At 69.5% G+C, this 21,487-nt stretch carries 14 protein-coding genes; 11 read left to right on the top strand and 3 right to left on the bottom strand.

Annotated elements, in window-relative coordinates:
* Positions 1 to 130: 130 nt before the first annotated feature.
* Together FHS23_RS00595 and eccD are read right to left on the bottom strand one after the other, a co-directional pair.
* Complete coding sequence (locus tag FHS23_RS00595; protein WP_343053545.1) at positions 131 to 1,882, bottom strand: S8 family serine peptidase; 1,752 nt, start codon at positions 1,880 to 1,882, stop codon at positions 131 to 133.
* Between the two features lie 73 nt (positions 1,883 to 1,955).
* On the bottom strand, positions 1,956 to 3,350 hold the full coding sequence (gene eccD, locus FHS23_RS00590) for a type VII secretion integral membrane protein EccD (protein ID WP_183646106.1): 1,395 nt from the start codon (positions 3,348 to 3,350) through the stop codon (positions 1,956 to 1,958).
* Between the two features lie 288 nt (positions 3,351 to 3,638).
* On the opposite strand from eccD, the gene eccCa reads away from it, so the two are divergent.
* From eccCa to FHS23_RS00540, 10 genes are all read left to right on the top strand, one after another.
* Positions 3,639 to 7,658 (top strand): type VII secretion protein EccCa, encoded by a 4,020-nt coding sequence (eccCa, locus tag FHS23_RS00585; protein WP_183646104.1) that lies wholly within the window; start codon positions 3,639 to 3,641, stop codon positions 7,656 to 7,658.
* A 52-nt stretch (positions 7,659 to 7,710) separates the two neighbouring features.
* Positions 7,711 to 9,915, top strand: a complete 2,205-nt coding sequence (locus tag FHS23_RS00580; protein WP_183646102.1) for a type VII secretion-associated protein — start codon at positions 7,711 to 7,713, stop codon at positions 9,913 to 9,915.
* Positions 9,916 to 10,385: 470 nt separating this feature from the next.
* Positions 10,386 to 10,703: a WXG100 family type VII secretion target gene (locus FHS23_RS00575; protein ID WP_183646100.1), complete on the top strand. Its 318-nt coding sequence runs from the start codon at positions 10,386 to 10,388 to the stop codon at positions 10,701 to 10,703.
* A 62-nt stretch (positions 10,704 to 10,765) separates the two neighbouring features.
* Positions 10,766 to 11,053, top strand: coding sequence for a WXG100 family type VII secretion target (locus tag FHS23_RS00570; RefSeq protein ID WP_183646098.1), 288 nt, complete (start codon positions 10,766 to 10,768; stop codon positions 11,051 to 11,053).
* A gap of 524 nt (positions 11,054 to 11,577) precedes the next feature.
* The gene (rplM, locus tag FHS23_RS00565; protein ID WP_183646095.1) at positions 11,578 to 12,030 is read left to right on the top strand and encodes a 50S ribosomal protein L13; all 453 of its coding nucleotides are present in this window, start codon (positions 11,578 to 11,580) and stop codon (positions 12,028 to 12,030) included.
* A gap of 14 nt (positions 12,031 to 12,044) precedes the next feature.
* A complete protein-coding gene (rpsI, locus tag FHS23_RS00560; RefSeq protein WP_183646093.1) occupies positions 12,045 to 12,515 on the top strand; it encodes a 30S ribosomal protein S9 in 471 nt (156 codons plus the stop codon).
* A 411-nt stretch (positions 12,516 to 12,926) separates the two neighbouring features.
* Positions 12,927 to 14,270 carry a phosphoglucosamine mutase gene (gene glmM / locus FHS23_RS00555; protein WP_183650506.1) on the top strand — a complete coding sequence of 448 codons (1,344 nt, stop codon included), beginning with the start codon at positions 12,927 to 12,929 and terminating at the stop codon, positions 14,268 to 14,270.
* A 213-nt stretch (positions 14,271 to 14,483) separates the two neighbouring features.
* A complete protein-coding gene (locus FHS23_RS00550; protein WP_343053544.1) occupies positions 14,484 to 14,837 on the top strand; it encodes a WXG100 family type VII secretion target in 354 nt (117 codons plus the stop codon).
* Between the two features lie 2 nt (positions 14,838 to 14,839).
* Positions 14,840 to 17,881 carry a hypothetical protein gene (locus FHS23_RS00545; protein ID WP_183646091.1) on the top strand — a complete coding sequence of 1,014 codons (3,042 nt, stop codon included), beginning with the start codon at positions 14,840 to 14,842 and terminating at the stop codon, positions 17,879 to 17,881.
* An 81-nt stretch (positions 17,882 to 17,962) separates the two neighbouring features.
* Positions 17,963 to 18,427, top strand: a complete 465-nt coding sequence (locus FHS23_RS00540) for a hypothetical protein (RefSeq protein WP_183646089.1) — start codon at positions 17,963 to 17,965, stop codon at positions 18,425 to 18,427.
* A 169-nt stretch (positions 18,428 to 18,596) separates the two neighbouring features.
* On the opposite strand, the gene FHS23_RS00535 is transcribed toward FHS23_RS00540, so the two are convergent.
* On the bottom strand, positions 18,597 to 19,433 hold the full coding sequence (locus tag FHS23_RS00535; protein ID WP_183646087.1) for a dienelactone hydrolase family protein: 837 nt from the start codon (positions 19,431 to 19,433) through the stop codon (positions 18,597 to 18,599).
* Positions 19,434 to 19,616: 183 nt separating this feature from the next.
* Here FHS23_RS00535 and glmS point away from each other — a divergent pair, with 183 nt between their 5' ends.
* Positions 19,617 to 21,482, top strand: coding sequence for a glutamine--fructose-6-phosphate transaminase (isomerizing) (gene glmS, locus FHS23_RS00530; protein ID WP_183646085.1), 1,866 nt, complete (start codon positions 19,617 to 19,619; stop codon positions 21,480 to 21,482).
* The last annotated feature ends 5 nt before the right edge of the window (positions 21,483 to 21,487 follow it).

Raw genomic sequence — 21,487 nt, 5'->3', positions numbered from 1 at the left:
GGTACTGCAGGCTCAGCGGCTCAACCCAGGCTCTGCTGGGTCCACCGGGTCCGGTAGTGCCCAGCGGCTCGGCAGGCGTGCGCGTTGTGACGGCCCTGCGGGCTCTGCAGGACAAGCGGGGCGAGCGGGGTCAGCTCGGTGAGCCGGAGGAGGACGCCTTCGCCGAGGCCCTTGGTGGTTTCTGTTTCCGCCGCACGGTGTGCACCACGAACATCGTCACGCCGAGTGCCACCAGCGCGCCCGCGGACCCGGTCACGGCCACGGCGAACGGTGTCCAGTTGGGGATGTTCGCGGGCGGCAGGTCGTCGGGCAGCGGCTGCTGCTGGATCTGCTGGACGCCCATCTCCTGGGGCACGTCGGCGGTCAGCGCGGCGACGGGGTCGATGACGCCTTCGCCGATGTACTGGTCGTGGCCGTCGGGGGTGGCCGGGTGGTGCGCGGTGTACTTGATGCGCTCCATGACCTGCGTGGCCGTGAGGTTCGGGTACATCTGCCGCACGAGGACGGCCAGCCCCGAGACGTACGGTGCCGCGAAGCTCGTGCCTTCGATCGGGGCCGCGTTGCCGCTGGGGTCGATCGTCTGGTTGACGATGCGGTCGGAGTTCTCCGCAGGGTCCAGCGAAATGATCTTCGTGCCGGGCGCGGCGACGCCGACCCACGGACCGTTCATGCTGAACGGCGCGGTTCCCTCCTCGCCGATCGCGGCCACCGACAGCACGTGGTCGGAGAACACCGGCGGCGAGACGATCGAGTTGAGCTTGTTGAGGTCCGAGTCGGTGTTCTGCTGGCAGTTCTCGCCGACGTTGCCCGCCGCGGTCACGACGACGACGTCCTTCACCTCGTGCGCGTACTTGACGGCGGCCTGAAGCTTCTTGTTCTCGGCGTCGATGGTCGTCGAGAAGGGCTGGCAGTTGTTGATCGACACGTTCATGACGCTGCCGGGCGCCTCGTCGGCCGCCCTGATGATCGCGGCGGCGAGCGTGGCGAGCGTGCCCGCGCCCTCCTCGCTGTCGGCCTGCCGCTGCGACGTGCCCGTGGCCGAGGACTCGCCGGTGCCGGCGTCGCCACCGCCGTCGCCGCCTGCACCGCCGTCACCACCGGGGCCACCGCCGTCACCACCGGGGCCACCGTTCTGGCCGCCGCCGTCGCCACCGTTCTGGCCACCGCCGTCGCCGCCGTCGCCGCCGTTCTGGCCGCCGCCCGGGTTCTGCGGCTGCGCGGGCTCGTCGCTCTTCTCGTAGTACTGGCTGGACTGGCGGATCGCGTTGATCCGCACGTGGGGTGCGACGCCCTGGAAGCCGATGTCGGGTGGGGTGTTCGCGCCGATGATGCCCGCGACCTCGGTGCCGTGGCCGTCACAGTCGCGGACGCCGGGCCCGCCTTCCTCTTTCACGTACTCGCCGACGCCGTGAACGCGGCTGTTCCCGTCGGGGCCCTTCATGTACGGGTGGCCGTCCTCGACGCCGGTGTCGATCACGGCGACGGTCTCGCCCGCGCCCGGCTGTTTGCCCTCGGCGGCCAGGATCCGGTGGGCCTCGTCGAGCCGCAGGTAGAGCTGCCCCCACGGGGCCTGCCGGAGACGGTCGGCCTCCTCGAGTTCGGCGGCCTTCACGCATTCGGTGTGGAGCTCGTAGTTCTCGTCCGGCCCGTTCATCTTCAGACCGCCCACGGGCGGCAGGCCGGTGTCTGGCGGCGGTGTCCAGGCATCCGCCTGGGCGGCCGCGGGCAGCGACGGGACGAGTGCCGTCGTGGCACCGATGGCGGCGGTGAGCAGTACCGCGGAGATCCGGCGGGCCGGTCCCGTCCGGCGCGTACCGGTCCGTGGACCGGCACCGAACCGGCCGGCAGATCTCGAACCGGCGTGTGGACCGACCGAACGCACCCGAAACCCCCTTGACGTCTGTTGCCGTGCCTGCGTGGCCTGCTGTCGGCCGCGTGCGAGTCCGCCCCCGCCGTCAGCCGAGAAGGTCGAGGTGGCGGAAGAACGAGTACAGGCCCATGACCGCCAGCGCGAGCGGCAGCACCGCCGCGATACAGACGGCCTCGAGGATGTCGACCGTGCGGCGCACCGGGGGTGAGAACCGCTGGTTCGGGATCACGACGCCCAGTACGACCGAGCCCGCGGAGAGCACGACGAACGCGATGCTGGCCCACAGCAGCTGGTCGAACGGCTCGGCGCCCTGCAGCCACCCGATGAGGATGCCGCCCGCGGAGACCATGCCGGTGACCAGCAGTGCGACGGCCTGTGCGCCGTTGGCGTACGTCCGGGCGCGCAGCAGCAGCACCACGGTGGCGATGGCACCGGTGAGGATGCCCCAGATGTCGCCGGAGGTGGCGGTGAGCATGGCCGCGAGCGCGGTGACGGCGCCGCAACCGACGAGCAGGCCCGTCATGTAGTTGTGCGCCGAGCTGGTGCGCTGCTCGATGTCGGAGTAGTCCGGGATCTCGGAGTCTTCCTTGAGCTCGTCGGCGGTGCCCGGAACGGTCGGCAGCGGCAGCTTGGCCAGCCAGATGGTCGCGCGGGGCAGCATCGAGATGCAGCCGAGTGCCACGGCGGCCGTGCCCGCGGCGACGCCCGGCGCAGGGTGGTCGACGAGCGTGGCGACGAGGAACGCGACGACGCCGAACACGCCCGCGGTCGCGGCGGCGATGAAGGTCGTCAGGCCCGTGCCCATGATCATGATCGAGGCGGCGGCGACCACGACCACGAGTGCGCTGGCCAGCAGAAGGTTCGGCCGGATCGAGGTATCGAGCGGCACGATGAAGAAGCCCGCGACGAACGCCATCGGCAGGCCGCCCACGGCGGAGATCAGCACGCCGGTCGAGACGGCCTGGTAGGCGCGGACGAGGGTGGCGCCCAGCGCGACGGCGGCGATGGCCACCACGCCGGCCGCGATCGCGGCGAACAGCGCGTAGCCGCCGATGCCGCCGAGGAACAGGGCGAGCGCGGCGAGCACGGCCGACAGGCCGCCCGCGGCGTGGCCGATCTTGCGGGCCGTCTCCTTGCTCCAGGGGCGGAAGCCGTCCGGATCGGCCTCGGCGATGGCGTCGACGACGTCGTCGTAGAGCGGCGGTGGCGGGTTCTCGTTGCGCTTGCGCAGCTGCAGCAGCTCGCCGTCGACGACACCGAGGGAGGCGAGCGTGCGGCTGGGGTCCAGGGGAGCGTCACCGAGCTTGGCCAGTGCCCAGCCACCGTGCCGAGCGCCGCCGTCGGGAGAGACCTCCTTGGCCATCTCCAGCAGCATCGGCATCAGGTCCGCAACGGCCACGTCGGCCGGCAGTGCGACGTCGATGCGGGTGCTCGGTGCGACCACCGTGACCCGGCTGAATACGGTCGTGCCCGTTGCCACCTGTTGTCCCCCTACCTGGATGTGTCGCTGACCCGGTACTTATACCGCGCACGGGAACTTACCGTTCGCCTGCCCGGACGCCTACGGCTGTCTCACGCGGCCGCGTGCCGTTTCTAGCGCACTCGGCCGCTCGGCGGGACGGATTCGCCGAAAGGCGGCCATGACTTCGCCGGTCTGTGGATCGCAGGTTGCTCTCGTTCGCTACCGTGTGGTCTCTGCCAGCATTCGGCCCGTACGTGGCCGCTCGCATGGCGACTCGATCAGCCGAGTTGAAGAGGGGTCTTTTCGGTGAGCACGCTGCAGTTCAAGCGGTCGCCACGTCTTGCTGCGCCCCGCCCTCCGGGCGGCGAGGTTCACCTTGAGCCGCCACCCGAGGTTCCCCGGGCGATTCCGGGCAACATCATGATGAAGATCCTGCCGGTCGTCATGATCGTGGCGATGCTCGGCATGGTCGGCATGATCATGGTGCCGCGGCTGGAGCAGGGGCAGGCTCCCAGCCCGTTCATGATGATGATGCCGATGATGATGATCATGTCGATGGTCGGCATGTTCGCGGGCGGCGGCCGTGGGGGCGGTCAGAAGAAGGCCGAGATGAACGAGGACCGCAAGGACTACCTGCGGTACCTCGGCCAGATGCGCGAACGCGCTCGCGAGGCGATGGAGGAGCAGCGCGCCTCGCTGGAGTGGGTGCACCCGGATCCGCAGACGCTGTGGTCGATGGCGGCCACGCGCCGGATGTGGGAGCGCAGGCAGAACGACCAGGACTTTCTCCACCTGCGGGTGGGCCGTAGTGCGCACCGGCTGGCGACGCGGCTCGTGCCGCCGCAGACCGGCCCCGTCGACGAGCTGGAGCCGATCGCCACGCTCGCGCTGCGTCGGTTCGTGCGCGCGCACTCGATCGTCCCGGACCTGCCGACGCAGATCACGCTGCGCGGGTTCGCGGCCGTCGGCGTGCAGGGCGAGCGGGAACTCGTCCGCGGGCTGACGCGGGCGGCGCTCGCGCAGCTCGTCACGTTCCACAGCCCGGAGGACGTGCTCATCGCGGTCGCGTCGACCGGCCGGTCGAAGGCCGAGTGGGAGTGGGCCAAGTGGCTGCCCCACACCCAGCATCCGACACTGTCGGACGGCATCGGCCAGCTCCGCATGATGGCCGGTTCGCTCGCGCAGCTCGAGCAGTGGCTGGAGGAGGAACTGCGCGACCGGCAGCGGTTCTCGCGCAACGCCACGCCCCCGCCGGATCAGCCGCACATCGTGATCGTCCTCGACGACGCCGACGTCACCGGCGAGGAGCGGATCCTGCTGGAGGAGGGGCTGGTCGGCGTCACGCTGGTCGACCTCTCCGACACGATCGGCACGCTCGCCGCCCGGCGTGGTCTGCGCCTGGTCGCCGAGCCCGAGCGGCTGGGTGCGCGCAGCGCGGGCGGCGTCGAGTGGTTCGGTGCGCCCGACACGCTCAGCCTCGTCGAGATGGAGGCGCTCGCGCGCAAGCTGTCGCCGTACCGCATCGGCACGGCCGCGGCCGAGGACGGCGAGGAACAGCCGCTGCTGTCCAACCCGTCTCTGCTCGAACTGCTGGGCATCCCCGGCGACCCGATGACGTTCGACGTGCAGCAGGCGTGGCGGCCACGCCCGGTGCGCGACCGCTACCGCGTGCCGTTCGGTGTCGGCGAGATGGGCCAGCCGGTCGAGCTGGACATCAAGGAAGCCGCGATGGAGGGCATGGGTCCGCACGGCCTGTGCATCGGTGCGACCGGTTCCGGCAAGTCCGAGTTCCTCCGCACGCTCGTGCTGGGCATGCTGGCCACGCACTCGTCGACGTCGCTGAACTTCGTGCTCGTCGACTTCAAGGGTGGTGCGACGTTCCTCGGTCTGGACAAGGCGCCGCACGTCTCGGCGGTCATCACCAACCTCGCCGACGAGGTCACGCTGGTCGACCGTATGAAGGATGCGCTCGCCGGTGAGATGAACCGCCGCCAGGAGGCGCTCAAGAACGGCGGCAACTTCAAGAACGTGTGGGAGTACGAGAAGGCCCGCGAGAACGGTGCCGACCTCGACCCGCTGCCCGCGCTGTTCATCGTCGTCGACGAGTTCTCCGAGCTGCTGAGCGAGAAGCCCGACTTCATCGAGCTGTTCGTCGCGATCGGCCGGCTGGGCCGTTCGCTGCAGATGCACATGCTGCTGGCCTCGCAGCGCCTCGAAGAGGGCAAGCTGCGCGGTCTGGACTCGCACCTGTCGTACCGGATCGGCCTGAAGACGTTCTCGGCCGCGGAGTCCCGCGCCGCGATCGGCGTGCCGGACGCGTTCGAGCTGCCGTCGGTGCCCGGCGGTGGCTATCTGAAGTACGACACGTCGACGCTCGAACGGTTCAAGGCGTCCTATGTGTCCGGTCCTTACCGGCCCGCGGGCATCAAGGCCGCGGCGCCGGGTGCGAAGGTCGTGCGCGCGGACAAGCGGCCGCAGCGCTTCGTGCCCGACTACATCGAACTGCCGAAGGAACCGGAACCCGAACCGGAGCCGGAACCGGAACCGCAACAGCCCGAGTCGGAGGAGGCCGTCGAGCCGAGCGAGCTCGACGTCATCGTCGGCAGGCTCGTCGGCCAGGGCCCGCCGGCCCACGAGGTGTGGCTGCCGCCGCTGAACGAGCCGAACTCGCTCGACACCTTGCTGCCCAACCTCAACCCGACCGAGGAGCGCGGCCTGTCGCCGGTCGGATTCTTCGGCAACGGCAAGCTGCAGGTGCCGCTCGGCATCGTCGACCGCCCGTACGAGCAGCGGCGCGACCCGATGTGGGCCGACTTCTCGGGCGCCACGGGTCACGGCGCGGTCGTGGGCGGTCCGCAGTCGGGCAAGTCGACGTTGCTGCGGACGCTGGTCATGTCGATGGCGTTGACGCACACGCCGCAGGAGGCGCAGTTCTACGCGATCGACCTCGGCGGCGGCACGCTCGCCTCGCTGGACGGCCTGCCACACGTCGGTGGTGTGGCCGTGGCGAGGCGGGATCCCGACAAGGCCCGCCGGATCGTCGCCGAGCTGACGACGCTCGCCAACGAGCGTGAGGCGCGGTTCGGCGAGCTGAACGTCGACTCGATGGCCGACTTCCGTAACCGCAAGCGCCGGGGTGACATCACGGCCGACCAGGACGCGTTCGGCGACGCGTTCCTCGTCGTCGACGGCTGGCGTGCGCTGCGGGACGACTTCGAGGAGCTGGAACCGCAGATCACGAAGCTCGCGGTGCAGGGCCTGGCCTACGGCGTGCACGTGGTCATCGCCTCGAACCGGTGGGCCGACATCCGCCCGGCCATCAAGGACATGCTGGGTACGCGGTTCGAGCTACGTCTCGGTGACCCGAGCGAGTCCGACATCGACCGCCGCACCGCGGTGAACATCCCGGCGGGTAGGCCCGGTCGCGGTCTGACCCGCGACAAGCTGCACTTTCTCGGCGGGTTGCCGCGGATCGACGGCTCGAGCGACGCGGAGACCATCGGTGAGGGCGTGAGCGACGCCGTCGCGAAGATCAACGCCGCGTGGCACGGCCGGAAGGCGCCGCAGGTGCGGCTGCTGCCGGAGGTCATGCCGTACGAGGACCTGCTCGCGATGGACCACCGCCGCGACTCGAAGCTGGTGCCGATCGGCGTCGACGAGGACGAGCTGGCGCCCGTGTACCTCGACTTCGACGCGGATCCGCACTTCCTGGCGTACGCCGACGGCGAGTCCGGCAAGACGAACCTGCTGCGGCAGATCGTCCGGGGCATCACCGACCGGTACACGGCCAAGGAAGCGGTGCTGATCCTCGTCGACTACCGCCGCACGATGCTCGGCTTCGTCGAGGGCGACCAGGTGCTGTCGTACGTCGTGTCGGCCAACCAGCTCGACGGCATCGTCAAGGAGGTCGCCGGGTCGATGCAGAAGCGACTGCCCGGCCCGGACGTCACGCCGCAGCAGCTCAGGGACCGCTCGTGGTGGCAGGGACCGGAGCTGTTCGTGATCGTCGACGACTACGACCTCGTGGCGACCCAGCAGAACAACCCGCTGCGGCCGCTGGGTGAGTACCTGGCCCAGGCGAAGGACGTCGGTCTGCACATGATCGTCGCGCGCCGCACCGGTGGTGCCGCGCGGACCGGTATGGACCCGATCCTCGGCAAGCTCAAGGAGCTGGCGATGCCCGGCATCGTCATGAACGGGTCGAAGGACGAGGGGCAGCTGCTCGGCAACGTCAAGGCGGGGCCGATGCCTCCGGGCCGTGGCAACCTGGTCAGCCGCAAGGTCGGCAAACAGCTCATGCATGTCTCGTGGATCAACCCCGAGTGATCACCGCGCTGTCGAACCGGTCACCGGTCGCCTCTGATCTCGGAGGCGACCGGTGACTTTTCGCGTCGCGATCGACTTCGGCACGTCGAGCACCTGTGTCGTGGCGGCGATCGGGGAACGGCAACCGCAGGTCGTCGTGATCGACGGGCAGCCGCTGATGCCGTCCGCGGTGTACGCCCACAGCGACGGCACGCTGTTCGTCGGTCAGGAGGCCGAACGGCAGGCCGCGGTCGACCCGGCGCGGTTCGAACCGACGCCGAAGCGGCGCATCGACGAAGGTGAGCTGCTGCTGGGTGACACGGTGCTGCCGGTCGTCGACGTCGTCCGCACGGTGCTGTCCCGGGCGGTGGGCGAGGCCCGCAGGCTCGCGGCGAACGCCGACGTCGACCTGCTCGTGCTGACGCACCCCGCCGACTGGGGCGCGGTGCGCACGCGACTGTTGCGGCAGGCGGCGTCGGGACTGGGGCACGAGGTGGCGCTGGTGCCGGAACCGGTGGCGGCCGCGGTGTTCCACGCCGCGACGTACGCGCCCGCGAAGGCTGACAACCCGGAGAAGACGGTCGCGTTCACCGGCAGTCCCGGTGACACGCTGGCCGTGCTGGACTTCGGCGGAGGCACGATCGACGTCAGCGTGGTGCGCAGGACGGAGTCGCAGCAGCGGCGCACGGCCTTCGAGGTGCTGGCCACCCGCGGTGATCCGAGTTTCGGCGGTGCGGACATCGACCAGGCGCTACTCGAACACGTCGGGTCGCTCGTGCCGGCTGCGGACCGTGAGGCGTGGGACGAGCTGGTGCAGGGCCGCGAGCTCGCCGACCGCAGGCGCAGGCGGGTGCTCCGGCAGGACATCCGCGGCGCGAAGGAGACCCTGTCACGCCACGCCTACACCGACGTGCCGATGCCGCCGCCGTTCGCGGACGCCCACGTCACGCGTGAGCAGCTCGAAGAACTGATCGCCTCGCCGCTCGGCAGGGCCGTCGAGTTGACGCTCGCCACGATCGAGGACGCGAAGCTGCGGGCCAAGCAGCTGACGGCGATCTTCCTGGTGGGTGGGTCGAGCCGGATCCCGATGATGTCGAGGCTGGTGCACGAGCGCACCGGAGTGGTGCCGACGACGCTCGACCAGCCGGAAACGGTCGTCGCCCGCGGCGCGCTGCGGGCCGTGCAGGTGATCCCTGACCGTGGCGGTTCCGTGCCGGCCGCGTTGCCGGGGCGGGGCAGCGAGACCACGACGGTCGTCGGCCGGGACGAGGCGAACCGCGCGATCCAGGGCGGGCCGGGCGCCCCGGCGCAGGCGGGTTCCGGGCGCCCGGACCAGGGGCAGACACCGCATTCAGGCCCACCGCATTCGGGCGCACCGCATTCCGGGACACCGCATCCCGGGACCGGCACACCACAGTCCGGCACCCCACAGTCCGGTACGCCGCAGGCCTGGCACGGCGGGCCGAACCGGCACGGTCGGCACCCGGGTGGTCCGACACAGCAGGCACCGACCCAGCAGGGTCCGAACCAGCAGGGCCTGCAAGGCAGGGCGACTCAGTCCCCGGGGCACGGACAGCCTCCGCAGGCGTATCCGCAGAGCGGGCCGTTCCCGCGTCAGCAGCCGGGTGGTGCGCACCAGTCCGGGCCGTACGGATTCGGTCACCAGCCGTCGCAGGGGTATCGGCAGCCCGCGGGTTCCCGCACCGACGGCGCTGACGGGCAGAGCGCACCGAAGCGGAGGCGTCGAGGACTCGTGTGGTCCGCGGCTGCGCTGGTCGCTTTGCTGGTGGCCGGCACGGCGGGCTGGTTCTTCTTCCTGCGCGACGACCGGCCGCCCGGCACGGAGATCGCGCGGTTCTCCTATTCGTTCGTGGCGCCCGAAGGATGGGAGAAGCTCCTCGAGGACACGCAACGCGCGCGGGTCGCGTTCGCCCCGAAGGGCTCCGACGGTTCCGACCGGGTCGTCGTCCAGCAGATCGAGCAGGACTTCGACGCGGGCGAGCAGCACCGGCAGCTCTACGACACCCTGCGCGCCGACGCCGACGAGGCGAACTCGCAGAGCCCCGGCAAGTACCGCAACTTCCGTGAGCACCACACCTACGCCGACAAGGACACGATCTACTACGAGGAGTTCCCGTCCGAGGGTGTGATCATCAAGTGGTACGTCCAGGCCAACGGGAAGGCGCAAGTCAGCATCGGCTGTCGCATCGTGAAGATGGAGCAGCGGCTGGAAACGGGGTGCAGCCAGATCGTCGGCACCCTCGACTTCACCAACTGACGCGCAGCGCCACCAACGAGACGCGGCTCCGCGAACCGACCGTGCATCGCACGGAGCCACGCGGGCCGGGCGCTGCCGCGCAGCGGGGCAGGGCGGAGTGCTGCGTCCCGGGTTCGGGCAATGTCCCGACCTCTCGAGGATCGCTTTCGCAAACCGCGGGGGTCGCGTTTGCGAATCGCTGCTGTCGCTTTCGCAAACCACCGCCGACCATGGTGGGATTCGATCCTTCGCCGGTAACCCGGACGTGTTCACGCGCGCTTTCGGAAACGAATGCACATCGCCACTCGAGTGGTTCTGACCTGGGGAAACGACGTCGGTTCCCGGTGGTTCCGACCTGTCGCGTTTACGGGAGCAACTACTTCCAGATCCCGTGGGACATCGTGGAACCGACCGTGGCAGGGTCTTCGTCGTAGGGTCAGTACCAACGAGGAAGTACTCGACCGAACCACTTACGAAGGGGGTCATTCCCAATGGCTGGCGGTTTTGCAGGGACACCGGAGCAGTTCCAGAAGGCGTTCCAGGACGTGTCGGAGACCAAGACTCAGATGGACTCCAACATGCAGAAGCTCCGTTCGAACATCGAGGCCACCTCGGCAGGCTGGAAGGGCGAGGCTGCCGGCGCGTTCCAGAACGTGATGGCCGCGTTCGACGAGAAGAACCTGAAGCTGAACCAGGCGCTGCAGGACATCGCCGACCTGCTCCAGCAGTCGGGTCACAAGTACCAGCAGGCCGAGGAGGAGCAGAACTCCGCCATCAGCAACATCGGCAACGTCCTCGGCGGCCTCTGAGCAGGCGCTCCCGCATCCTGATCCACTTCATTTCTTAAGACTTCTGGAGGGAAGAAGAGACCATGTCCGGAATTAAGGTTGATTACGCGACGATCCAGACCGCGGCCGAGGACTGCAAGGCCACCGGTTCGGAGCTCGAGGCCCTGTTCGAGCAGCTGAAGAGCAACCTCGCCCCGCTCACCAGCGAGTGGGAAGGCGAGGCCATGGCGGCCTGGCAGGAGCTGCAGCAGAACTGGAACAACTCGCTCGACGAGCTGAAGCAGGTTCTCGCGCAGATCGCGACCGCGCTGCCGCAGATCGCCGACTCGTACCAGGGTACGGAGCAGGGCATCAAGGGCATGTTCGGCTGAGACGGCTCCGGCTGTCGGCTGACGACGCAGTGTGAGGCGGGTCCGGTATCGGCCGGGCCCGCTTTCGCATGTGCGGACGCCGGGAGCTGTGCCGGGCGTGATGGCGAGAGCCATGTCTCGGGAGCGGTACCGGGGGAGCAAATGCCTGGGGAGCAAATGCCTGGGGGTGGTGCCGGGACGCTTCACCCTCAGGTGCGCGACTCTCGCGTGCGCGCGCGTGGACAACGCGGCGACGGCCCGGTGTCGTCGGTCTCGCGCATGGCCCCGTCCGCGCGTATGTCGAGAGGCCATCGGGGGTTCTCGGGCCTGGTCGGGGCGGTGCGTAGACTGATGCGCGCCGGAGGTCGACGCGCCGGTGCGGCCTGTTGGGCCGCCGGGGTCGCCGGTATTAGGATGACCGGCCGACCCGACCCCGCTTCCATGCTCTCCGAAGCGACCGGGTATCTTCGTAGTCTGTGCGCGCGCCGAGTGTTTGCGGCCGGCCCGCACTTACCCACAAGCAATCTTGACGACGAGGTAGACCCTTGCCCACGTACAGCCCTAAGCCCGGCGATGTCACCCGTGCCTGGCACGTGATCGACGCCCAGGACGTCGTGCTCGGCCGGCTCGCGACCGAGGTTGCCACGCTGCTGCGCGGCAAGCACAAGCCGACCTATGCTCCTCACGTGGACACGGGTGACTTCGTCATCATCGTGAACGCCGAGAAGGTCGCCCTCACCGGCAACAAGCGCGAGCAGAAGTTCGCGTACCGCCACAGCGGCTACCCGGGCGGCATGCGCAAGCAGTCGTTCGGCGAGCTGCTGGACCACAAGCCGGAGCGCCTTCTCGAGAAGACCATCAAGGGCATGCTGCCGAAGAACAAGCTCGGCCGTGCCATGGGTAAGAAGCTGAAGGTGTACGCCGGCCCGGACCACCCGCACGCCGCGCAGAACCCGCAGCCGCACGAGATCACCAAGATCGCTCAGGTGACCAAGTGAGTGAGGAACAGCCTGTGACCAGCACCGAGACCGAGGCCGCCACCGAAGCGGCTGTGATGAGCGAGACGCCGGCTGCGCCGAAGCCGTCTCGCGCCGCCGGTGGCACCGCGCAAACGGTCGGCCGGCGCAAGGAGGCCGTCGTCCGGGTGCGCCTCGTGCCCGGCAGCGGCCAGTTCAAGCTCAACGGCAAGCCGCTCGAGGACTACTTCCCGAACAAGGTGCACCAGCAGCTCATCCGTGAGCCGCTGGTGACGGTCGAGAAGCCCGAGTCGTTCGACATCTCCGCGAACCTCCGCGGTGGCGGCCCGTCGGGCCAGGCCGGTGCGCTGCGCCTGGCCATCGCCCGTGCGCTCGCCGAGATCGACGCCGACGACCGTCCGGCGCTGAAGAAGGCCGGCTTCCTCACGCGTGACGCGCGTGCGACGGAGCGCAAGAAGTACGGCCTCAAGAAGGCCCGCAAGGCGCCGCAGTACTCCAAGCGCTGACGTTCGGCGAAGACTTCCGGTCGCGTGCGTCACATGCGCGCGCGGCAACACGCGAAAGCGCCCATCCGATACACGGGTGGGCGCTTTCGCGTGTCCGGGTACCGAAGCCGTCGTGTTGCGGTTTCCGGGCCCCGTGTTGCGTTTTCCGGAGACCGTGTTGCGGTCCTCAGGGCGCGTGTTGTGGTTTCCGGGGCGGGTGTTGCGCATTCGTCGGCCGGCCACCGTCCCTCGGGCGGCGCGCGGCGGCGTCTGCGGGTGCGGAATGTCGCCGGTCGGGCACCGGCCGTAGTGCAAACGGTGACCCGCCGGTATCGCCCGCGCGTGTGTCGCTAAGTTGTCCGCGCGGCGTGCAGTGCCCACGGTGGGCTCGGAAGCGTCGTGAGGCGCGAGAAGTTGCAGTTGGAGGAACGTATGGCCCGCCTGTTCGGCACCGATGGCGTGCGCGGTCTCGCGAACAGTGAGCTGACACCGGAGCTGGCGATGTCGGTGGCTGCGTCCGCCGCGGGGGTGTTGGCGGCGCACGACCGGTCGCACCGTCCCGTGGCCGTCGTGGGGCGGGATCCGCGGGCGAGCGGCGAGATGTTGCAGGCCGCGGTGGTCGCGGGGCTCACGTCGGCGGGTGCGGACGTGCTGCGGGTCGGCGTGCTGCCGACGCCTGCGGTGGCGTTCCTCGTCGGCGACCTGGGCGCCGACTTCGGCGTCATGATCTCGGCGTCGCACAATCCGATGCCCGACAACGGCGTGAAGCTGTTCGGCGAGGGTGGGCACAAGCTGCCGGACAGCATCGAGGACGAGATCGAGGCCGCGCTCGCGGGTCGCGGGCCGGGGCAGGCGCGTCCGACGGGGTCGGAGGTCGGCCGGGTGCGGGACGTCGACGATGCGCTGGACCGGTACGTGGCGCATCTGGTGGCGGCGACGCCGCACGCGCTGTCGGGCCTGAAGGTGGTCGTGGACTGCGCGAACGGCGCGGCGTCGGCGGCGGCGCCCGAGGCGTACCGGAAGGCGGGCGCCGAGGTGGTGGCGATCCACGCCGAGCCGGACGGGCTGAACATCAACGACGGGTGCGGCTCGACGCATCCGTCGCGGCTGCAGGAGGCGGTCCTCTCTCATAGCGCTGACCTGGGGATCGCGCACGACGGCGACGCGGATCGGTGTCTGGCCGTGGACGCCGACGGCACGCTCGTGGACGGCGACCAGATCATGGCGGTGTTGGCGCTGGACATGGCCGAGCGCGGCGAGCTGGCGCACACGACGCTCGTAGCCACGGTGATGAGCAACCTCGGCCTGCACCTGGCGATGAAGGAACACGACATCACGCTGCGCACCGCGGCCGTCGGCGACCGTTACGTGCTCGAGGAACTGCGGTCCGGTGGCTTCGCGCTCGGCGGTGAGCAGTCGGGCCATGTGGTGCTGCCCGCGCACGCGACGACCGGTGACGGGCTGTTGACGGCGTTGCGGCTCATGAGCAGGGCTGCGGCGACGGGCAAACCCGTGGCCGAGCTGGCGGCCGTGATGGAGCGGCTCCCGCAGGTGCTGGTGAACGTCCGGGTCGCCGACAAGGCGGCGGTGGCGGCGTCGCAGGCCGTGAAGGATGCTGTCGACGCGGTGACCTCGGAGCTGGGCGAGGAGGGACGCGTACTGCTGCGCCCCTCGGGCACCGAGCAGCTGGTGCGGGTGATGGTCGAGGCCAAGGCGGAGGCCACCGCGCAGGCAGCCGCCGACCGGCTGGCCGGAGTGGTCGCCGCGGTCGCGTGACGCCGATTACCCGCGTCCCGGGCGCCGCCTCGGATGACGGGCGCGACACTCGCGGCGCCGCATCCGGAAGGTGCCCGTGACCGGGGCTTCGACTCCTGCGGCGCTGGTCACGTACAGGTCGGGCGGCTGTTCCCGCCCGTAGACCCGGGCGATTCGGTATGTTTCTCTGTGCTTTCGTAACGGCACCGGACGTCATCGTGTTGCGTCTGAACCGTGAGAGACAAGCTCGACCTGCACGACATGCAACAGGGGGAGGAACCGATGGCCGGTGGACAAACAGTCGACGTCGGCAAGCTGCGCGCGGCCGGTGATGCGTACACCCAGGACGGTGGGCAGCTGAAGGAGGTCGGCGGAAGGCTGGAGACCGACGTCGGGGAGGCGCAGGTCGGCAAAGCCTGGTCGGATACCGCGAAACCGTATGCCGAGGCGATCAAGAAGTACCGCGATGCTGTGACCAAGTACGGTGAACAGGCCGCGGACCTGGGCGACAACATGAAGCAAGCCGCCAAGGCGTACGAGGACGGCGAGACCGTGAACGCGGAGACCATCGCCTCGAAGGGGGTCTGAGGATGGATGGCAAGACCTCTACCGCTCTCTCCGGAATCCTTGGCCAGGAGGCCCGCGCCGAAGCGGCGCAAAAGACGGCCAAGTCGATGTTCACCGATGCAGAGCTGAAAGAGATGAAGACTCTGCTCGATGACCCGAGTGTCTCGCCGGAGCATCGCGGGCAGATGCTGATGGCGCTGTCCAACGCGGACATGGTCAGTGTCCAGGAGATCGACGAGTACTCCAACAAGTACGGGTACGACGCGGAAGATATAAAGCGGGGCGGAGAGGCTCCGCTCGAGAATCTGTACAACGCGCAGCGGTCTTTGCGCAGGGCGCAACGTGAAGCGCATCAGGGTAAAATATCGGATGCGAAGGACAGCCTGCAGGAACTCAAGTCGTATCGGTCTTCGGATCAGATCATCGACAAGGCCAAGCTGATCGTCAAGCTCTTCAGTGAGTTCTACCCGAAGTACACCGAAGTAAAATCTCTGGGATACAACGCTGATTCCGGTGATCCGGGGAAGCGTGAGATGCCGCGAGCCGAGATCAACGACCCGAATTCGGGTCAGGGTAAAGCGGGTGCGACCGCGAAGTACTCGGCGGACGGGAACAAGCCGGACGATATCCGGGCTGGCCTGGATGAGTTCCGTGGCATCGAGTTCCACTGCTTCTGGCAGGACTCCAATTCCTTCTCGGACACTCACGAGAAGGTCGGTGAGATCAAGGAATCACTGAACGGGGCATGGCAGGACGGAACCGCCGACTGGGTCGGCGAGGCCAAGGATGCGGCGGGCCAGCGAAACAGTGCGATCAACAAGAACGCTGGTGATCTCTCGCAGGCGCTCAACACGTCTGCTGACAGTGTGATGGCCGGCATCGATGCAGTCCGGGAGTGTGTGGCGCAGTACGTCGAGGTTGTACTCGACATGTACGGGAATGGCAGAATTTCGGGCTTGGTTCCGTCCGACATCGACACGCTCATTGCGGTGGTTCAGCAGTTTCCTTCCGGGATTTCTCGCCTCGAGGAAATGAAGGACACAAATGTCTTTCAAGATATCGCTGGTGGCTTTATGGAGCTTCAGTCGTTCGGGATGTACAGCGGCGGTGTGCCCCGTGGTCAATCTTCCTTGTTCGATTTTCAGGACTACAAGTTCTCTGAAGTCATCAACAGTGACAACATCGACCAGGAGCTTCAGCGTGGTAGGCAGGCCCTGAAGGATGCCGAAAATCAGCTCAAGGCGTTTCTGGGTGCCTATGAGCAGAAGGCCCAACAGTTCCATGGTGTTGGGCAGGAGTACGTCGGGGGTATTCAGACAAACTACTCTGAAATGATTAACGCCCTGAATAAGAATCTGGGGCAAGTATTCGGTGACCAGGGGGGCGACAAACCTGCTGTTCCCGCCGACCAGCAGACGGCGACGCAGACCGCCGGTCCTGTTCAGGGCGGTGGGCCGCCGACAGGTGGTGGACCGCAGCAACCAGGTGGTTCCCCTACAGGTTCGCCGGCCGTGCCTCCGCAGGCCTCGGTCGACCCGGCCGCCGCCGGTGAGCAGGCGCCGGGAGAAACCGGCCAGGGTGGCAGCGGTCAGCCGAAACCGGGCGAACCGGGTGAAGCGGGCGAGGAGAAGAACCCTGTCACGGGTGGCGAGCTCGAAACCGACCCTGAGACCGGCGAGCCGTACCCGATCGACCCTGAAACCGGCGAAGCCGTCAAGGACGCCACCGAGCGCGACAGGCTGACCGTCGAGCAGGGCGACAAGAAGTTCGAACTCGCCGAGCCCAACGCCGACGGCGAGATGAACATCTCCGTCGACGACGGCAACGGGCAGCTCAAGGACTACAAGCTCGACTTCGGCGACGGCGAGGACGCCTCCGGAGGTGCGCAGCCAGGTGCTCCGAACCAGGGCGGTCCCGCCCAGGTCGCTGGCCAGAGCCAGGGGCCCGGAGGGGAGAACCAGGGCCCGGGCGCCGGCCAGGGACAGAACCCCGGCGAGCCGGGCCGGCAGGACTTCGGTCCGCAGGGTTCCGGTGACGGGGCTGACGGCGCGCAGGGCGGCGGCCAGGACGAGAAGGTCTACACGCCGGACGAGGACGGCAAGATCCGCATCCAGGACGGCGAGACCGAGATCGTCGCCGAACAGCCCGACGGACCCGACGGACCCACCAAGGTGACCGTCGACGACGGCAAAGGCGAACCCACCACCTACACCCTCGGCCAGGAGCAGAGCGAACCGTCGGCCGCGGGCGACGGCATGCGGCCCGGCAGTGGCGGTGCCGAGTTCGCAGCTCGCGGCATGACCGCCGAGTCGGGGCCGGTCGGTCAGGCCGATGCCGCCGAGGGCGGTGTTGCGCAGGCGGCTCAGGACAGCGGTCCACCGGCCCCGTCCGACGTGGGTGCCGCCGATGCGGGATCGGTCACGGGTGACCTCGGTGCCGCAGGCGGCGGTACGCCCGCAGAATCGGGTGGCGAAGCGATGCAGGCCGCTCCGTCCGCATCGGCCGCGGGTGGTGGCCCGTCGATGCCCGACGACATGGGCTCGGCCGGTGGCGGCTCGCCCGAATCCGGTGGGGGCGCACCGGCCGCGGAGCCGTCCCCGGCCGGCCAGCCGGGTGGCGACCAGGCGCCCGCCGCCGAAGCCGCCGACGGTGGTGGTGCCGACGACTCCACCGCGCCCGCATCCAATCTCGGTTCGTCCCTGGGAGACGACGCGCTCGGTGGTGGTGCCGGTGAGGCCGGCGGCAGCAGCCTCGGAGACGCCGACATGGGCGACAGCGCCGATGGTGGCCCTGCGGCCGACTCCGGGGACGGTGACAACGGCGGGCCCGGAGGTTCCGGCGACCGCGGTGGCGGCTCCGGCGGTGCGGGCAGCGGCATGATGGGCGGAGGCATGGGCGGCGCCGGCGGAGGCGGCGGCGGTGGCGGTGGCGGTGGCGATGAGGAACGGCAGAGCCAGTTCATCCTCAACGCCGTCAGCGACCTGTTCGGCGAGGCCGTCGCCGGGAACCACATCACGGGCACGATCGGCGAGGGCGTCGAGTCCGCCGTGGCGTTCCGCCGGTGACGGCACCTACCGGCGTGGCAGGCGACGGTTTCGGGATGGGTGCCGCTTCGGCGCCGATCTGGGAGAAAGCGGGGAACAGTCATGGTCGAGAGTGCGGATTCGGAGCTGGCGCAGCGGCTCGCTGACAATCGGTCCCGGTTGCGTGCCGCGACCGCCGAGATCAACGAATGGGCGCAGCAGGCAGAACGCGAGCGGGAAGAGGCTGCGGAAGCGCGTCGGCAGGCTGCCGTGCAACTGAACAAGGAACTCGACGAGCAGATCGCTGCCAACAAGGAAGCCCGCGAGGATCCGAACTCGAAGAACGAGTGGTTGCAGCGGCGCGACGACGGTGGTGGCCGCACGATGGACTTCGGTCCCGCCGGGGACGGCTTCGAGGACGAGCAGGCCGCCGCGGCCCCGCCGCAGCCCGCCGCCACGCCGCCGCAACCGCCCGCCGCGGACCCTGCACCGTCGCAGCAGCCGACGCAGCCCGGGCCGGCCGCGCGGCACCGGCGCGCGGAGGAGGACGACGACGAGGACTTCGCCAACCGCGACTGGTTCGTCTAGTCGTCGAGTTCCGGCGAAGATGCCGGAACTCGACTGCGGCGTCGGGGCCTGACACGCCCATGTCGGAGTCGGTACATCAGCGCAGCCCGCCCGGCCCTGTGGCCGCTATGACTGTTGTGACCGCTATGACTGCTGTGGCCGGTGTGTGCCGAGACCCAGCTCGGCCGGGTCAGTTCGCCTTCGCCGTCACGGCCTTGTCGGAACCGGAGCCCGACTCGTCGAGGTCGACGATCTTGGCGGCTTTCACGCTCTCGTCGAGCAGCGGCCGGTACGTGTCGGTGCCGGTCAGGTGCGTCAGGTAGAACGCGGTGAGCAGTGCGCGCACGGTGCGGTGCGCCGCGCGGTTCGGCTTGCCGTGCACGAGCAGCCTGCTCCAGTGCATGCCCTCGGTGACGGCCAGGTGCGACGCCTTCGGCACGGTCCGCAGCTGCACCGGGCCGGCCCAGGCGCGGGCGATGGCCTCGGCGTTGCCCTGGGCGGGCGCCACGAGGTCGTCCTCCGCGGCCAGGTGCAGTCCCGGGCGGTCCACCTGACGGGCCGCCTCCGATGCCGACGGGACCGTCTGCGCGGGCGCGAACGTGCCGACCGCGCGTACCGACTGCTCCTTCGCCGCCGCCAGCACCGCCGAGCCGCCGCCCGTGGAGTGGCCGCCGACGCCCAGCTTCTCCGGGTCGACGCTGATCGCGCCCGGTCCGAGCCGCACCCCGGTGAGCATGTCCAGGGTCGACAGCAGGTCGTCGGCCAGCAGCCGGTGCGACGGCAACGGCCCGCCCTGTGTCGACGGAGCGGCCGCGACGATGCCCCAGCTCGCCAGGTGCCGCAGCAGCTCGCGGTACTGGCCGGTCGGCTGCAGCCACCCGTGGCCGAACGCGACGGCAGCCAGCCCGCGGCCCTCCTTCGGCGTGTAGACCACGCCCGGCAACCCGACCAGTGCCAGGTCGCCGCGCAGCACGCCGTGCGGTCCCGGGAAGGTGAGGTCCTCGAGCAACTGCTTCGCCTTGGCCATGCCGGGCAGATTACTCGACAACCCGCGGCGACGAGACGGCCGACACAGGTGCGCGATCCGCACTGGTGCTGCCGGGGGCGGCGGGAGGTTCATGCCCCCGAGGGCACCTGCCGTGCGGAGGCGCAACGCCCGTCCACCGCGGCCGCCAGGGCGCCGCGCCGCCGTGTCGATACGCTGGAGGGCGTGTGTGGAATCGTCGGATACGTCGGGCACCGGGACGCACTGGATGTGGTGCTCGGTGGGCTACGACGCATGGAGTACCGCGGCTACGACTCGGCGGGCGTCGCCGTCCTGGACGGGGCGGGCGGCCTGACCGTCGAGCGGAAGGCGGGCAGGCTCGCGAACCTGGAGGGTGCGCTGGACGAGGTGGGCCGGTCGCGGTTCGCGGGTAGGTCCGGGATGGGCCACACGCGCTGGGCCACCCACGGCCCGCCGGTGGACCGCAACTCGCACCCGCACCGTGACGCGGCCGAACGCGTCGCCGTGGTGCACAACGGCATCATCGAGAACTTCGCGCAGCTGCGCGCCGAGCTCGAGGCGAACGGGGTCGAGCTCGAGAGCGACACCGACACCGAGACGGCCGCGCACCTCATCGCGCGCGCCTACGACAAGGACCCGGACACTGCGGGCGACCTGCCCGCCAGCGTGCGGGCGGTGTGCCGCAGGCTCGAAGGTGCGTTCACCCTCGTCGTGACGCACGCGGACCACCCGGATCTGATCGTCGCCGCACGCCGGTCGTCGCCCCTGGTGGTGGGCGTCGGCGAGGGTGAGACGTTCGTGGCCTCCGACGTCGCCGCGTTCATCGAGCACACCCGCGAGGCCGTCGAGCTCGGCCAGGACCAGCTCGTGACGATCACCCGCGAGGGCTACGAGGTCAGCGACTTCCACGGCGAGCTCGCGCAGGGCAAGCCGTTCACGGTCGACTGGGACCTGTCGGCCGCCGAGAAGGGCGGCCACGAGTACTTCATGCTCAAGGAGATCGAGGAGCAGCCCGAGGCTCTCGCCAACTCGCTCCGCGGGCACTTCTCCGGCGGCCGGGTCGTCCTCGACGAGCAGCGCATCTCCGACCAGGATCTGCGCGACATCGACAAGGTGTTCGTCATCGCGTGCGGGTCGGCGTACCACTCGGGGCTGGTCGCGAAGTACGCGATCGAGCACTGGTGCCGCCTGCCCGTCGAGGTGGAGCTGGCCAGCGAGTTCCGCTACCGGGACCCGGTGCTGGACCGCGACACGCTCGTCGTGGCGGTCTCCCAGTCCGGCGAGACGATGGACACCCTCGAAGCGGTCCGCCATGCCAGGGAGCAGAAGGCCAGGGTGCTGGCGGTCTGCAACACCAACGGCGCGCAGATCCCCCGCGAGTCCGACGCCGTGCTGTACACGCACGCCGGCCCGGAGATCGGCGTCGCGTCGACGAAGGCGTTCCTCGCGCAGATCGCCGCCAACTACCTCGTCGGCCTCGCGCTCGCCCAGGCCCGCGGCACCAAGTACCCGGACGAGGTGGGCCGCGAGTTCGCCGAGCTCGAAGCCATGCCGAAGGCGGTCGAGCAGGTGCTGTCGACCGTCGGCCAGGTGCGCGAACTCGGCGCACGGCTCGCCGACTCGAAGGCCGTGCTGTTCCTCGGCAGGCACGTCGGTTACCCGGTGGCGCTCGAAGGCGCGCTCAAGCTCAAGGAGCTCGCCTACATGCACGCCGAGGGCTTCGCCGCGGGTGAGCTCAAGCACGGTCCGATCGCGCTGATCGAGAAGGACCTGCCCGTGGTGGTGGTGATGCCGTCGCCGCGGGGCCGCGCGGTGCTGCACGCCAAGCTGGTGTCGAACATCAGTGAGATCCAGGCTCGCGGCGCCCGCACCGTCGTCATCGCCGAGGAGGGCGACGAGACGGTGCGTCCGTTCGCCGACGAGCTCATCGAGGTGCCCGCCGTGTCGACGTTGCTGCAGCCGCTCGTGTCGACCGTGCCGCTGCAGGTGCTGGCCGCCGAGATCGCGCGGACGCGCGGTTACGACGTCGACAAGCCGCGCAACCTCGCCAAGTCCGTGACGGTGGAGTAACCCGC

It is taken from the genome of Prauserella isguenensis (genome assembly GCF_014191605.1).
Lineage (GTDB): Bacteria > Actinomycetota > Actinomycetes > Mycobacteriales > Pseudonocardiaceae > Prauserella > Prauserella isguenensis.
This window is presented reverse-complemented; position numbering and strand designations above follow the sequence as displayed.